The following is a 13,194-nucleotide window of genomic DNA, read 5'->3' on the forward strand; positions in this document are numbered from 1 at the left end:
CTATAACACTGTGATGCCACCGCAGTGAAAAGGAAAGCGTATGAGTGAAAAAACGCCGCAGTTCTGGCGCGATCCGCAGTTGCCGTTCGTCGAAGCCCGCGCCATCGCGGATGGCCGCCAGGTGTGCTACAGCCTGCACAGCCACGAATTCTTTTCCATCGGCGCCATCACCGGCGGCGTCAGCACCTATGTCAACGGCGAGCGGCGCATGCAGGTCAGCGCCGGCGATTTGGTTGTCATCAACCCGCAGCAGGCACATGCCTGCAACCCCATTGCCGATCGCCGTTGGTCGTACATCATGTTCTATCTCGATCTCGCCTGGCTCGGCGCGCTGCAGCAGGAGCTGCTCGGCGGCGACGGTGACCGTTTTGTTCCGTTCAGCCAGCCGCTCAGCCGCGATCCGGCGCTGTTCCACGGCCTGAACCGGCTTTATGCGCTGCTGACGGATCCGCTGTGCAGCGTGCTGGAAAAACAGATCGCCATGGTGGAGTATTTCAGCGCCCTGCAGCTCGGGCTGGGCGACGTCCGCCAGCCGGAGACACCATCGCATGCCCGACTGGAAGCGGCGGCGGCGTTTATCGACGCGCACTGCACCCGGCCGCTGACGCTGGACGACATTTGCCGCACCGCCGCGCTGTCCCCTTCTTACCTGATCCGCGCCTTCCGCCAGCGCTACGGCATGACGCCGCACGCCTATCTGGTCAACCGCCGCGTGCAGCACGGCCACCGGCTGTTGAAAAGCGGCCTGCCGATCGCCGCGGCCGCCAGCGAAAGCGGCTTTGCCGATCAGGCGCACTTCCAGCGCACCTTCAAGCAGCTGCGGGCCGCCACGCCGGGGCAGTATCAAAAACCCTCCGCCAGCAGATAGCAGGCGCTGGCCGCCAACAGCAGCGCCATCGCCCGGTTGAAACGCCGCACGTTGCGCGCCTGCCTGAGCAGGCCGCGCAGCATCGCGCCGACATAGGCCCAGCAGGCCACCGAGGCATAGCAAATCACGAAGTAGAGCCCGGCGAACTGCCACAGCAGCAGCATATCGCCGTCGCCGACAAAGGCGCCGAGGCTGGCCACCGACGCCAGCCACGCCTTGGGGTTCAGCCATTGCATCAGCGCACCGTACCAACAGGAAGGCACCCGCGCCGCGCCGTTGCCCAATCTGCCGTCGTCAAACGCCAGCCGGTAGGCCATAAACAGCAGGAAGGCCACGCCGGCCCACTGAATCAAGCGGGTCAATGCCGGCCACAGGATCAGCAACTGGTGCATGCCCAATCCCAGCAGCACCAGCAACAGGGTAAATCCCAGCGTGGCGCCGAACACATGGCGCTGGGTCGCGCCAAAGCCGAATTGCGCCCCGGTGCTCAAAGCGACGATGTTGACCGGGCCGGGAGTGATGGAGGCCGCCAGCGCAAACGCGGCCATGGAAAGGTAGATGTTCATGATGGGCACCTGAGAAAGTATTCACAGGCGCCAGAATGCCGGCCGCCGCCGACAACGTATTGAACAGAATTGCCCTGTTCGGTTTAACGCGCAATCGCCGCCCGGCGGCGCGGCAGCCCGAAGGTGTTGACCGCCATGCCGGCCAGCACCAGCAATGCGCCGCCGAACTGCGCCGGCGACAGCGCTTCGTCCAGCAGCAGCCAGGCGGCGAACAGCCCGACCAGCGGCACCAGCAGCGTCAGCGGCGCAACCCGCCAGGTTTCATAGCGCCCCAGCAGGCTGCCCCACACCGAATAACCGAACAGCGTGGCGGCGAACGCCAGATAGGCAACCGCCAACCAGGTGCCGACCTGCACATGGCTCAGGCTGCTCAGCACCGCCTCAGGGCCGTCGAACAGCCAGCTGCAGGCCAGGAACGGCACGACCGGGATCGGCGCGCTCCACACCACCAGCGATAAAATATTACGCTGCGGGAAACCGGCCAGGATCTTCTTGTTGGTCAGGTTGCCCAGCGCCCAGGAAAACGCCGCCGCCAGCGTCAGCAGCAGGCCCGCCAGGGGGACCGCGCCGCTGCCCGGCTTATGCAGGCTGGCCTGCGCCAGCACCAGCATGCCGCCGCTGGCGATAGCGATGCCGACGAAATGGTTGACGCGCAGCTTTTCGCCCATCAGCACGACACCCAACAGCAGGGTGAAGAACACCTGCGCCTGCAGCACCAGCGAAGCCAGCCCCGCCGGCATCCCCACCTTGATGGCAACGAACAGAAACGCGAACTGCGCGAAGCTCATGGTCATGCCGTACAGCAGCAGCCATTTCCACGGGATCGTCGGGCGCGGGATAAAGAAGATCGCCGGCAACGCCACCAGCAAGAAACGCATCCCGGCCAGCAGAAACGGCGGCATGCCCTGTAAACCGAACTTGATCACGACGAAATTCACGCCCCAGATCACCACCACCAACAGCGCCAACAGCCGATCGCGCAATGTCATCCTCGCCCCGCTTATCCCATTGAAAATTCGCTTTAGCTTGCAGGTTACAACCAAACCGGGCGCATGGACACCGGCAAACGCCGGCGATTATTCAGGCATCAGGCCGATAAAGGTGGTCTTCTTGCGCGGGCCGGTCATCAGCGCTTCCAGCTTCTCAACGCACTGCAGGTAGTGCGGGGTCTGCTTGTGCGCCGCCACCGCCTGCTCGTCGCGATAAGCTTCGTAGATGTAAAACCGCGTCGGAATCTGTTCGTCCTGCAGCACGTCGAAGCGCAGGTTGCCCGGCTCTTCGATTGCCCCCCGATGATTGGCGCGGAAAACATCGATAAATTCGTCGATTTTGTCTTGTTTAACGTTGATCTCAACCAATGTGACGTGCATGGCAACTCCTTGTTTAAACGGCGTACCGCAAAATGACTCTTTCCAACCATAGGTTTATTCCCGTCGATTGCCCGCCGCAACGGCAATTTTGCCGCCTGGCTCACAAATCGCATCGGCGACGCCCACCTCTGCCCCGGCGGGGTAAGGCGGCGGCATCTATAGTTAACACTCCTCCCCCTGAGAGCATAGGCTATGGACAACTACTTGATGGCGCTGGACGCAGGAACGGGCAGCATTCGCGCGGTGATCTTCGATGTGGCGGGCAACCAGATCGCGCACGGCCAGGCGGAGTGGCAACACCTGGCGGTGTCGGGCGTGCCCGGCTCGATGGAGTTTGACCTCAGCCGCAACTGGCAGCTGGCCTGCCAGTGCATTCGCCAGGCCTTGCAGCGCGCCGGGCTGACGGCGCAGGCGATACGCGCGGTGGCCTGCTGCTCGATGCGTGAAGGCATCGTTCTTTACGACCGCAACGGCGTGCCGATCTGGGCCTGCGCCAACGTCGATGCGCGCGCCAGCCACGAAGTCAGCGAGCTGAAAGAGCTGCACAACCACGGCTTCGAACGCGAGGTGTATCAATACTCCGGCCAGACGCTGGCGCTGAGCGCCATGCCGCGCCTGCTGTGGCTGGCGCACCATCGGCCGGACATCTACCGCCAGGCGGCGACGCTGACCATGATCAGCGACTGGCTGGCCAACATGCTCAGCGGCGAGCTGGCGGTCGATCCTTCCAACGCCGGCACCACCGGCATGCTGGATCTGACCAGCCGCGACTGGCGGCCGGCGCTGCTCGACATGGCCGGGCTGCGCGCCGATATTCTGTCGCCGGTGAAAGAGACCGGCAGCGTGCTGGGGCGCGTCACCGAACAGGCGGCGCAGGAGAGCGGGCTGCTGCGCGGCACCCCGGTAGTGATGGGCGGCGGCGACGTGCAGCTCGGCAGCCTGGGGCTCGGCATCGTGCGCGCCGGGCAGACGGCGGTGCTCGGCGGCACCTTCTGGCAGCAGATCGTCAACCTGCCGGAGCCGGCCATCGATCCGGAGATGAACATTCGCATCAACCCCCACGTCATTCCCGGCATGGCGCAGGCGGAATCCATCAGCTTCTTTACCGGCCTGACCATGCGCTGGTTCCGCGACGCTTTCTGCGCGGAGGAAAAATTGCTGGCGGAGCGGCTGGGGGTCGATGCCTACAGCCTGCTGGAAGAGATGGCGGCCAGAGTGCCGCCGGGTGCCTACGGCGTGATGCCAATCTTTTCCGACGCCATGCATTTCAAAACCTGGTACCACGCGGCGCCGTCGTTCATCAACATGTCGATTGATCCGGAGCGCTGCAACAAACAGACGCTGTTCCGCGCGCTGGAAGAGAACGCCGCCATCGTCTCCGCCTGCAACCTGGAGCAGATCGCCGCCTTCTCCGGCGTGCAGGCGCGCTCGCTGGTGTTCGCCGGCGGCGGGGCCAAGGGCAAGCTGTGGAGCCAGATCCTCAGCGACGTCACCGGTTTGACGGTGCGGGTGCCGGTGGTCAAAGAGGCCACCGCGCTGGGCTGTGCGATCGCCGCCGGCGTCGGCGCCGGGCTGTACGAGTCGCTGGTCGAAACCGGTGAGCGCCTGGTGCGCTGGGAACGCGAGTATCAGCCGGACATGGCCCACCACGCGCTGTATCAGGAACAGAAAGAAACCTGGCGGCAGGTTTACGCCGATCAGCTGACGCTGGTGGATAGCGGCCTGACCACTTCGCTGTGGAAAGCGCCGGGGCTGTAAACGCTACGCGGCATTCGGTCATAACCTTATGCCGTTTTATTCCTTTCCCCTCAGCGCGGCGCAAGCCGCGTTTCCACTCGCCGCCGGCGATTGTTTCCCCTCAGAAACAGTGTAACCACCGCAAACAGATTTATCCGCGGCTTCGGCCTGCCGTAGATTGTGACTTCGGTCACACCGCGCCCCGAGCGCGGCCTGCGCATTCACCCAAGACGAGCGGCATTATGCTGAATAATAAAGATAAACCTGCATCATCCCCGTGGCCGGCGATCTTCTCGCTGACGGTCGCCTGTTTTGTCATGGTCACCACCGAGTTTCTGCCGATCGGCCTGCTGACCAACATCGCCCCTTCGCTCGGCGTCAGCACCGGCACCGCCGGGCTGATGGTCACCATGCCCGGCATCGTGGCGGCGGTGGCCGCCCCTACATTAAGCCTGATTTCCGGCCGCCTGGACCGGCGTTTACTGATGCTGGGGCTGTCGATGCTGCTGATCGTCTCCAACCTGGTGGCGGCGCTGGCGGTCAACTTCCCGATGATGCTGCTGGGCCGCGTGCTGCTGGGCATCTGCGTCGGCGGCTTCTGGTCGTTCGCCGCCAACTACGGCCGTCATCTGGTGCCGGAAGCCAGCCAGGGCCGCGCCACCGCGCTGATCCTCAGCGGCATCTCGGTCGGCGCGGTGTGCGGCGTGCCGGCCGGGGCGCTGATCGGCGATCTGTTCGGCTGGCGCGCCGCCTTCTTCGGCGGTGCGGCATTGGCGGTCGGCGTGCTGCTCGCGCAGCTGCGTTTACTGACCTCGGTGCCGCCTTCCCGGCCGGTCACGCCGCGCGATCTGGTGCTGCCGCTGCGCCTGCCGATGGCGCGCATCGGCCTGATCGCCATCGTGCTGTTGTTCATCGGCCACTTCGCCGCCTACACCTATCTGCGGCCCCTGCTGCAACAGGTGTTCGTCCTCAGCCCGTCGGCGATCTCGCTGCAGCTGTTGGCCTATGGCGCCATCGGCCTGCTGGGCACCTTCCTCGGCGAGCGTTTGGGGGAATACAGCCTTCGCGCCACCTTTATTCTTATAGCCGCCATGCTGGCGGGCATTCTGATCGTTTCGCCGCTGCTCAGCGGCCTCGGCGGCGCCACGCTGATGGTGTTGGTCTGGGGACTGGCCTTTGGCGCGGTGCCGGTATGCGCCACCAACTGGATGTTCGCCGCCGTGCCGCAGGCGCCGGAAGCCGGCCAGGCGCTGCTGGTGTGCGTCATCCAGATCGCGCTGGCCTCCGGCGCACTGCTGGGCGGCGAGGTGGTGGATTGGCAAGGCGTCAGCAGCACCATGCTGTTCGGCGGCGCACTGATCCTCTCCGCCACGCTGGTGTTCGGGCTCAGCTTGCGCTCCGGCGCGATTGGCGCTAAACAGTGTTAATCCTTATTTATCCGCAGAAACACGTCCCGGCCGCCGCCGGGGCATGACGTTGAGAACCTATGGACCATCATTTGCTCGCTATCCGGGTGTTCAACCGCGTGGTGGAAACCGGCGGCTTTACCCGCGCCGCCGATTCGCTGGGCATGCCGAAAGCCACGGTGACCAAGCTGATCCAGAGCCTGGAAGATCACCTGCAGACCAAGCTGTTTCAGCGCACCACCCGCAGCGTGTCGGTCACCCGCGAGGGCGAATGCTATTACCAGAATACGGTGAAATGGCTGGCGGATTTGGAGCAGATGGAAGGCTGCCTGACCGAATCGCAAAGCTCTCCGCAAGGCGTGCTGCGCATCGACACCGGCGGCGGCACCGCGCGCCGGCTGCTGTTGCCCGCCCTGCCCGATTTTCTGGCGCGCTACCCGCAGATCCAGATCGATCTGAGCGTCGGCGACCGCGTTATCGATCTCATTAGCGACAGCACCGACTGCGTGATCCGCAGCGGCCCGCTGGCCGATTCCAGCCTGATCGCCCGCCGCCTGTTCGATCTGGACTGGGTGAGCTGCGCCACCCCGGCCTATCTGGCGCGCCACGGCACGCCGCGCCACCCGTGCGATCTGGAGCAGGGTTTCCCGATGGTGCATTATCGCCACCCGCTCAACGATCGCATTCACCCGCAACGCTATGTCGAACGCGGCAAAGAGATCGCCATCCAGCAACGCTATCCGGTCAGCATCAACGAAGGCAACGCGCTGCTGGCGGCGAGCCTGGCCGGGTTGGGCATCATCCAGACCTACCGCTTTATGGCGCAGCCGCACCTCGACAGCGGTGAGCTGGTCAGCCTGCTGCACGACTGGCAGCCGCCGCCGGAGCAGATGTACGTGGTCTACCCGTCCAACCGCCACCTCAGCGGCAAGCTGCGGGCGTTTATCGACTGGGCGGTGGAGACGTTTCGCTAGCGGCAGGATGAGCTGCACGTTGTAGCCGCACGCAATGTGGTATTATTTGCCGCATAGTGATTCACGACGGACGACCACCATGGCCTATATCCCCAAAAACTATGCGAAGCTGGAAACCGGCTACCGCGAAAAAGCGCTGAAACTGTTCCCCTGGGTGTGCGGGCGCTGCTCGCGCGAGTTCGTTTATTCCAACCTGCGCGAACTGACGGTGCACCACATCGATCACGATCACAGCAACAACCCGGAAGACGGCAGCAACTGGGAAATGCTGTGCCTGTACTGCCACGACCATGAACACTCGAAATACACCGAGGCCGATCAATACGGTTCGACGGTAGTGGCCGGTGAAGACGCGCAGAAAGATGTCGGCGTCGCCACCCACAACCCGTTCGCCAATCTGAAGGCGATGATGAAGAAATAATGTCGGCGACAGCTTAATGGGTCACTAACTTATTAAGCTGTTAAATTAACAAAACCTGCCTCCGCATTGCCACTTCCCAGAGAATTCCTACTTACCCATCCTGCCGATTCACCGCAAAATAAGCTGCGCAGTTAACGACATACTGGCTTGGCAAGCCGCCGCAGTTGGTGCATATTGTTCGCGAGTTGTTCTTGTTAACCTGTTTGATTATCAACCTAATAAGCACATTAACTTAATAAGTTATCAGCTTAATAACTTGAGAGATGGCAGCATGATTGTCCTGATTGGCTCGCAAAAAGGCGGCGTCGGCAAATCGACGAAAGCGGTGAATATCGCCGGGTATCTGATTCTTAAGCAAGGCAAGACGGCGATCATCGTCGATGCCGACGACCAGAAATCGATCATGACCTGGTACAACGACCGCCAGAACGTCGAAGGGTTGCCGCACATTCCGGTGGTGGCCGCGTCGGGCAAAATCAAGGAGACGCTGCTGGAGCTGGATCGCCATTACGACTACGTGATCGTCGACACCGCCGGCCGCGACAGCGCCGAACTGCGCTCCGGGCTGCTGGCCGCCGATCTGTTCCTCTCGCCGCTGCGCCCTTCGCAGATGGATCTCGACACCGTCGGCTATTTGTCGGAGATGTTCTCCACCGCGCAGGAATACAACGAGAAGGTCAAAGGCTACATCGTGCTGAACATGTGCCCGACCAACATCTTCATCAATGAAGCCAACGAAGCGGCGCAGGTGCTGAGCGAATACCCGGAGTTCACCCTGGTGAGCCACCGCCTGTGCGACCGCAAGATTTACCGCGACGCCTGGGGCGAAGCCATCACCGTGCATGAGGCGAACAACGAAAAGGCGCAGAGCGAAATTGAATGCCTGGTGAAAGAGGTGATCCTGTGAAGAAACGCACCCCCACCCACCGCATGTCGGAAGACGAATTCATCAACAGCGCCACCTCGCACACGCTGCCGGTCGCGGCGCCCGCGCCGGAAGCCAAACCGGCCGGCCGCAAGCGCACCTACAAGGCGATCTCCGTCAGCCTGACGGACAACCACATTGAAGCCATCGATGAAGTGATCGTGCAGGCGGCCCGCAACGGCATCGTGCGCATCACCCGCTCCGACATCATCAAGCTGGCGATCGACGGGCTGGCGGAAAAAAGCGAAGCGCAGCTGCTGGAACTGTTGAAGAAGCTCTGACCGCACGGCAGCCGGCGGGCCGTTAAACCGAGGAGAACTCGCGTGGGAACGGCATAGCACGATAGGTTTTGCCGGTGGCCTTATGCAGCGCGCTGGCCATCGCCGGAGCGACCACCGCAGTCGATACTTCCCCGCATCCCTGCGGCGCGCGCGCGCTGTCGAGCACCACCACTTCCACCTTGGGCATTTCGGCAATCGCGAGCAGCGGATAACGATCGAAATTCCCTTCCACCACGCCGCCCCGTTCAAAATGCAGTTCGCTGTGCAGACAGGTGGTCAACGCAAAGCCGATGCCGCCCTCTACGTTGGCGCGCACCAGATTTGGGTTTATCACCTTGCCGCAGTCAATCGCACATACCGCGCGGAGCACCCGCAGTCGCCCCTCCTGAATGGCGATTTCAACCACCAAACCGACGTAGGTGGTAAAAGCGTTATTGCGGCCAAGCCAAATATTGCACGACATACCGCGATAAACGCCCGGCGGCGGTTCGTGCTGCCAACCCGCCGCCGCCGCGGTGGCGTCCAGTACGCGCAGCGCTTCCGGAGTGTCCTGCAGCAGATGCCGCCGATACTGATACTCGTCCCGCTTGGCCTTATGGCTGAGTTCGCTGATAAAGCTTTCCAAAAAGAACAGGCTGGCGACGCTGCCGACGCCGCGCAGATAGCTCAGGGAAATCGGCTGTTCGACGATGCCGGCCTCTACCTTCAAATGAGGGATGCGATACGGCGTGCTGTAAACGCACTCCACCATACTTTCATCCCATCCCCCGGCCTCGTGTACCGTTTCGCGCCGCATTTGCCAGAATAGAGACTGCCCGGCATAGCGCGCCCACAGCGCCTGCGGGTAGCCGTTTTCATCCAGCAGCGCCCGATAATGGCTGATGCAGGCCGGACGATAATATTCATGCCGCATGTCAATCTCGCGCGGATAGATCACCTTGACCGGTTTTCCCACCGCCCGCGAGGCGGCGGTAGCATGCATTACGGCATCCGGCAGATATTTGCGCCCAAAGCTGCCCCCCAGGTAGGTCGTATTCACCACCACATCCGCCGGCTTCAGCCCGAACATTTTCGCCAGAACGTTGCGCACCATGTCCTGCCCCTGGAAAGGGCCCCAGGCTTCGATACGGCCCTCTTCATAATGGCTGGTGGCGTTGCAAGGCTCCAGGGTGGCATGCGCCACATAAGGCGCGCTGTAACGCGCCTCATGCAGGCGCGAACCCTGCCCAGCGTCATGGATCAACGCCGACGCCTCGCCGCGATCGACCGCCGGCACCAAGGTATCGCCGTCCAGCATCGCCAGATTCTCCGCCGCAATCGTGCTATCGGTCAGCGCTTGCCCTGCGCCCGGCAGCCAGTCAACCTCCAGTAAATCCGCCGCCTTTTTGGCCTGCCAGTAGCTCGCCGCCACCACGATCACCGTATTGAGCGACATATCGTGATCCAATCCGACCATGTTGTTCATCGACCACTGCCGGGTCAGCACCAGATCCACCACGCCGGGCATGGCCCGAATCTGCCGTTCATTACGCACGGCGACCAGCTTTCCGCTGAGGTCGGGCACCATCCAGGGGACGCCGATCAGCATCTCCGGCAGGTCGATATCGATACCGTAAATCGCGCTGCCGTCCACTTTCTCCGGCGTATCGACCCGCAACAACGGCTTGCCGATGAAGCTCTCTTGCTCTTGCGCTTCGCTCTTTAAACCAGGCTGCGGATCCAACGGCAGCTCGGCGGCATAGCGCACCAAATCGCCGTAGGCGACCTTGCGCTGCCCGCCCTCCTCAATCACCCAGCCTTTCTCCGTGCGGCACTGCTGCGGTGAAAGCGCGAGATGTCTCGCACCGGCCCGCAGAAAGAAATCTCTCGCCTGCGCGCCGGCCAACCGGGTGCGCTGATAAAATTTGGTCATGGAGGTTGAAGCGGCGACAAATTGCGCGAAAGCCTCGCCCCCGGCAACCTGACGGTAGGCATCGCGGCCGGTGACGAACTTCACCGTCACCTGCGCCCAATCGGCATCCATTTCCGCCGCCACCACTTCGGCCAGGCCGGTGTAAATCCCCTGCCCGACCTCACATTGCGAGACGCCGATAACGATGCGGCCGCCGCTATCAATCCAGATCCAATCATTCAATTCGTACTGACCGTCGGGCGGCGCCGCGTCCTGTGAAACCACGGCCGCCAGGCTGCGCGTCGATATCGGCAGCAGCATGGCGGCCACCGCCAACGCGCTGCCTTTTAGCAAGGTTCTGCGGGTGATCGCCATGCTTAGGATTCTCCCTTGTCGGCGGCGCGGTGCACCGCCGCACGGATACGGTGGTAAGTGGCGCAGCGGCACAGATTGGTCAGGCCCGCCTCTATCTGCCGGTCGTCCGGCTTCGGGTGCTCCGCCAGCAGCGCGCTGACCGCCATGATCATGCCCGATTGGCAGTAGCCACACTGCGGCACATCCTCCGCAATCCAGGCCTGCTGCACCGGATGACTGCGATCGGTGGACAACCCTTCGATGGTAGTCACCTGCCGATCGCGTACCAATTGCCGCGGATAGCAACATGAACGCACTGCCTTGCCGTCGACATGTACCGTACAGGCACCACAGGCGCCGATACCGCAGCCGAACTTGGTGCCGGTTAACTTAAAATGTTCCCGGATCACCCACAGCAGCGGCGTATCCGGCTCGCCGTTAAATTCGACCGCCTGGCCGTTCAGATTGAACTTCATGCCATCCTCCCTCAATCAATGCTTCATCCGACGTTTCACCCACGCCCCGATGACGATCAATGTCAGCAATACACCGCCCCAGAACACATAAGGCAGTGACGCGATCAACAGCGGTTTCTCACCGCCAGCCCGCAGCTGCCCCACCTGCTCCGGCGTTATCCTGACTGCCGGATTGCCGAATTGCTGCAATACATAGTTGCCCAACTCAGCCAGTTGCCGATCATCCAGGCTATCGGCGAATCCCGGCATCCAGGTTTGCAGCGTCTCTCCCTGGCGCTGCACGCCATGCAGCATTACCATGACCAGGTTATTGGCCCGCTCGCTGCCGACGGTGGAATTGTGAGTCAAAGAAGGGAAATGGCCGTCGTAGGCGCCTTCGCCGCCCAGGCGATGACAGCTGGCGCAGGCAGCGGCATACAGCGCCTGCCCGGCTGCACGGCCTTCACCGCCCCCCTGGTATTGATAGGCCGCTTTCGTTCCTTGCACGGTGACGATCGGCGGCGTCTGTTTAAGCCAGTCGGCGATGGCGTCGAGATCGTCGTCACTCAGGAAACGCAGGCTATGCTCCACCGCCTCCGCCATGCCACCGGCCGCCTGGGCTTTGTCATTGCGCCCGGTGCGCAGATACTGCACCAACTCGTCCCGTCTCCAGCCGCCGATGCCGCTGACGGGATCCGAGGTGATATTCGGCGCGATCCAACCGCCGGCCTCCCCTCCCGCCAGATAGCGATCGTCGCGTTCGGCCATCATCCCGTTACGCGGGCTGTGACACGCCGAGCAATGCCCCAAAACATCCACCAGATAGCGACCCCGCGCTTTTTTCTCATCGTCATCGCCGGGCCTTTTTTTCAGAAACAGCCAGTTCCAGCCGTGGATCGCATAACGCCAGGAAAAAGGGAACGTCAGTTGGGTCTCAGGCACCGCACGATCGGCCGGTGCGACCCCGGTCATAAAATAGCGATACAGCGCGTGCAGATCGTCATCGCTCAACCCCTGATAAGCGGTATAAGGCATGGCGGGATACAAGGGTTGACCGTCCCGCCGGATGCCCTGCGTTAACGCGCGGCGAAACTCGGGTTCACTGTAGTCGCCGATGCCGGTTCCTTTGGCGGGCGTGATATTGCTGGCGATGATATCGCCCATCGGCGAAGCGATCGCATAACCGCCGACGTAAGGGGCATCCTGTTGGCTGCTGCCGCGGTGACAAGCCGCGCAATCTGCGGCGATCGCCAGGTATTTTCCGCGTGCGATGAGCTGTTGGTCATTCAGGCTGGCGAAGACCGGGCAGGAAAAGATCCCCAACGCGATAACGCACAGCTGTCGTGCTCTTCGCCAGCCGCCGTTCACGCTTCACCTTCCGGCTTCACCGCTCCCGCGCGCTCCTCCGCCAACAGCGCAAACTCGTCCGGCAACAGATTTTCCTGTTCGAGCATCGCTATCGCGTTATGTTTGATGCCAAACAATACGCGATAAAAAGCCTCCAGATCGCCGGCCGAAATACCGTTGAGCAGCTTTTGCCGCGCCTGTTGGCTGGAGTGATCCAACTGCGCCAGCATCTCCTGCCCGGCCACGGTCATTCTCACGCCTTTAGCGCGCTTATCTTCAGACAGGGCATCGCGAGCGATCAGCCGATTTTTTTCCAAAAACAGCAACGCACGCGACATCGTCGAGACTTCGGCGTTCAAATGCTGCGAAACGTCTTTCAGGGTGCAGCCATCCCCCAAATCGGCAATCGCACTCAGCGCCAGCCAGTGCGGGCGCGTCAGATTGGTCATTTTCACCGACTGGTCCATCGCCGTGCGCCACAGGCGATTGGTCACATCCAGATGGATGCCCAGTGCAGCAGGAAGTTTGCGTGGTTGTGACATACCGGATTGCTCTCGATTATTTATTTGCTTGTGCAAACAAATAATAGATCGGACGTT

14 protein-coding genes are annotated in these 13,194 nt (G+C 62.2%); 7 read left to right on the plus strand and 7 right to left on the minus strand.

All coding sequences use genetic code 11. The features are described from left to right. Positions 1 to 40: 40 nt before the first annotated feature. Positions 41 to 868, plus strand: coding sequence for a helix-turn-helix domain-containing protein (locus tag ACUTSC_RS08460; protein ID WP_445653267.1), 828 nt, complete (start codon positions 41 to 43; stop codon positions 866 to 868). Here the strand turns inward: ACUTSC_RS08460 and ACUTSC_RS08465 are convergent. The 3 genes from ACUTSC_RS08465 to lsrG form a co-directional block, all read right to left on the minus strand. Next, positions 844 to 1,434 carry a LysE family transporter gene (locus ACUTSC_RS08465; protein ID WP_197766657.1) on the minus strand — a complete coding sequence of 197 codons (591 nt, stop codon included), beginning with the start codon at positions 1,432 to 1,434 and terminating at the stop codon, positions 844 to 846. The genes ACUTSC_RS08460 and ACUTSC_RS08465 overlap by 25 nt on opposite strands. Positions 1,435 to 1,517: 83 nt before the next feature. After that, positions 1,518 to 2,423: an EamA family transporter gene (locus ACUTSC_RS08470; protein WP_063991238.1), complete on the minus strand. Its 906-nt coding sequence runs from the start codon at positions 2,421 to 2,423 to the stop codon at positions 1,518 to 1,520. Positions 2,424 to 2,510: 87 nt separating this feature from the next. Then, positions 2,511 to 2,804 (minus strand): (4S)-4-hydroxy-5-phosphonooxypentane-2,3-dione isomerase, encoded by a 294-nt coding sequence (gene lsrG, locus ACUTSC_RS08475; protein WP_043146917.1) that lies wholly within the window; start codon positions 2,802 to 2,804, stop codon positions 2,511 to 2,513. A gap of 192 nt (positions 2,805 to 2,996) precedes the next feature. Here lsrG and lsrK point away from each other — a divergent pair, with 192 nt between their 5' ends. The 6 genes from lsrK (at position 2,997) to ACUTSC_RS08505 (ending at position 8,548) form a co-directional block, all read left to right on the plus strand. Next, positions 2,997 to 4,562, plus strand: coding sequence for an autoinducer-2 kinase (gene lsrK, locus ACUTSC_RS08480; RefSeq protein WP_197766658.1), 1,566 nt, complete (start codon positions 2,997 to 2,999; stop codon positions 4,560 to 4,562). A 221-nt stretch (positions 4,563 to 4,783) separates the two neighbouring features. Beyond that, positions 4,784 to 5,968, plus strand: coding sequence for an MFS transporter (locus ACUTSC_RS08485; protein WP_197766659.1), 1,185 nt, complete (start codon positions 4,784 to 4,786; stop codon positions 5,966 to 5,968). Positions 5,969 to 6,027: 59 nt separating this feature from the next. Beyond that, on the plus strand, positions 6,028 to 6,921 hold the full coding sequence (locus ACUTSC_RS08490; protein ID WP_038879978.1) for a LysR family transcriptional regulator: 894 nt from the start codon (positions 6,028 to 6,030) through the stop codon (positions 6,919 to 6,921). A 79-nt stretch (positions 6,922 to 7,000) separates the two neighbouring features. Then, positions 7,001 to 7,342, plus strand: coding sequence for an HNH nuclease YajD (yajD, locus tag ACUTSC_RS08495; protein WP_016928619.1), 342 nt, complete (start codon positions 7,001 to 7,003; stop codon positions 7,340 to 7,342). Between the two features lie 271 nt (positions 7,343 to 7,613). Beyond that, entirely contained in the window at positions 7,614 to 8,249 is a 636-nt protein-coding gene (locus ACUTSC_RS08500; protein ID WP_038879975.1) for an AAA family ATPase, read from the plus strand. Beyond that, positions 8,246 to 8,548: a hypothetical protein gene (locus ACUTSC_RS08505; RefSeq protein WP_025301990.1), complete on the plus strand. Its 303-nt coding sequence runs from the start codon at positions 8,246 to 8,248 to the stop codon at positions 8,546 to 8,548. Before ACUTSC_RS08500 ends, ACUTSC_RS08505 begins: the two co-directional genes overlap by 4 nt. A 22-nt stretch (positions 8,549 to 8,570) precedes the next feature. Here ACUTSC_RS08505 and ACUTSC_RS08510 read toward each other — a convergent pair whose 3' ends face one another. The 4 genes from ACUTSC_RS08510 to ACUTSC_RS08525 are packed head-to-tail and all read right to left on the minus strand — an operon-like array spanning position 8,571 to position 13,137. Next, on the minus strand, positions 8,571 to 10,814 hold the full coding sequence (locus ACUTSC_RS08510; RefSeq protein ID WP_445653268.1) for a molybdopterin cofactor-binding domain-containing protein: 2,244 nt from the start codon (positions 10,812 to 10,814) through the stop codon (positions 8,571 to 8,573). A 2-nt stretch (positions 10,815 to 10,816) separates the two neighbouring features. Continuing rightward, entirely contained in the window at positions 10,817 to 11,269 is a 453-nt protein-coding gene (locus tag ACUTSC_RS08515) for a (2Fe-2S)-binding protein (protein ID WP_445653269.1), read from the minus strand. A 15-nt stretch (positions 11,270 to 11,284) separates the two neighbouring features. After that, positions 11,285 to 12,616: a c-type cytochrome gene (locus ACUTSC_RS08520; RefSeq protein WP_197766662.1), complete on the minus strand. Its 1,332-nt coding sequence runs from the start codon at positions 12,614 to 12,616 to the stop codon at positions 11,285 to 11,287. Then, a complete protein-coding gene (locus ACUTSC_RS08525) occupies positions 12,613 to 13,137 on the minus strand; it encodes a MarR family winged helix-turn-helix transcriptional regulator (RefSeq protein WP_197766663.1) in 525 nt (174 codons plus the stop codon). The genes ACUTSC_RS08520 and ACUTSC_RS08525 overlap by 4 nt, the downstream gene beginning before the upstream one ends. Between the last annotated feature and the right edge of the window lie 57 nt (positions 13,138 to 13,194).

The sequence above is a fragment of the Serratia sp. TSA_105.2 genome, assembly GCF_052692115.1.

Coding starts and splice junctions, on each gene's coding strand:
- ACUTSC_RS08500 (WP_038879975.1), top strand. CDS start 7,614: ATGATTGTCCTGATTGGCTCGCAAAAAGGCGGCGTCGGCAAATCGACG.
- ACUTSC_RS08510 (WP_445653268.1), bottom strand. CDS start 10,814: ATGGCGATCACCCGCAGAACCTTGCTAAAAGGCAGCGCGTTGGCGGTG.
- ACUTSC_RS08490 (WP_038879978.1), top strand. CDS start 6,028: ATGGACCATCATTTGCTCGCTATCCGGGTGTTCAACCGCGTGGTGGAA.
- ACUTSC_RS08525 (WP_197766663.1), bottom strand. CDS start 13,137: ATGTCACAACCACGCAAACTTCCTGCTGCACTGGGCATCCATCTGGAT.
- ACUTSC_RS08460 (WP_445653267.1), top strand. CDS start 41: ATGAGTGAAAAAACGCCGCAGTTCTGGCGCGATCCGCAGTTGCCGTTC.
- ACUTSC_RS08465 (WP_197766657.1), bottom strand. CDS start 1,434: ATGAACATCTACCTTTCCATGGCCGCGTTTGCGCTGGCGGCCTCCATC.
- lsrG (WP_043146917.1), bottom strand. CDS start 2,804: ATGCACGTCACATTGGTTGAGATCAACGTTAAACAAGACAAAATCGAC.
- yajD (WP_016928619.1), top strand. CDS start 7,001: ATGGCCTATATCCCCAAAAACTATGCGAAGCTGGAAACCGGCTACCGC.
- lsrK (WP_197766658.1), top strand. CDS start 2,997: ATGGACAACTACTTGATGGCGCTGGACGCAGGAACGGGCAGCATTCGC.
- ACUTSC_RS08470 (WP_063991238.1), bottom strand. CDS start 2,423: ATGACATTGCGCGATCGGCTGTTGGCGCTGTTGGTGGTGGTGATCTGG.
- ACUTSC_RS08485 (WP_197766659.1), top strand. CDS start 4,784: ATGCTGAATAATAAAGATAAACCTGCATCATCCCCGTGGCCGGCGATC.
- ACUTSC_RS08515 (WP_445653269.1), bottom strand. CDS start 11,269: ATGAAGTTCAATCTGAACGGCCAGGCGGTCGAATTTAACGGCGAGCCG.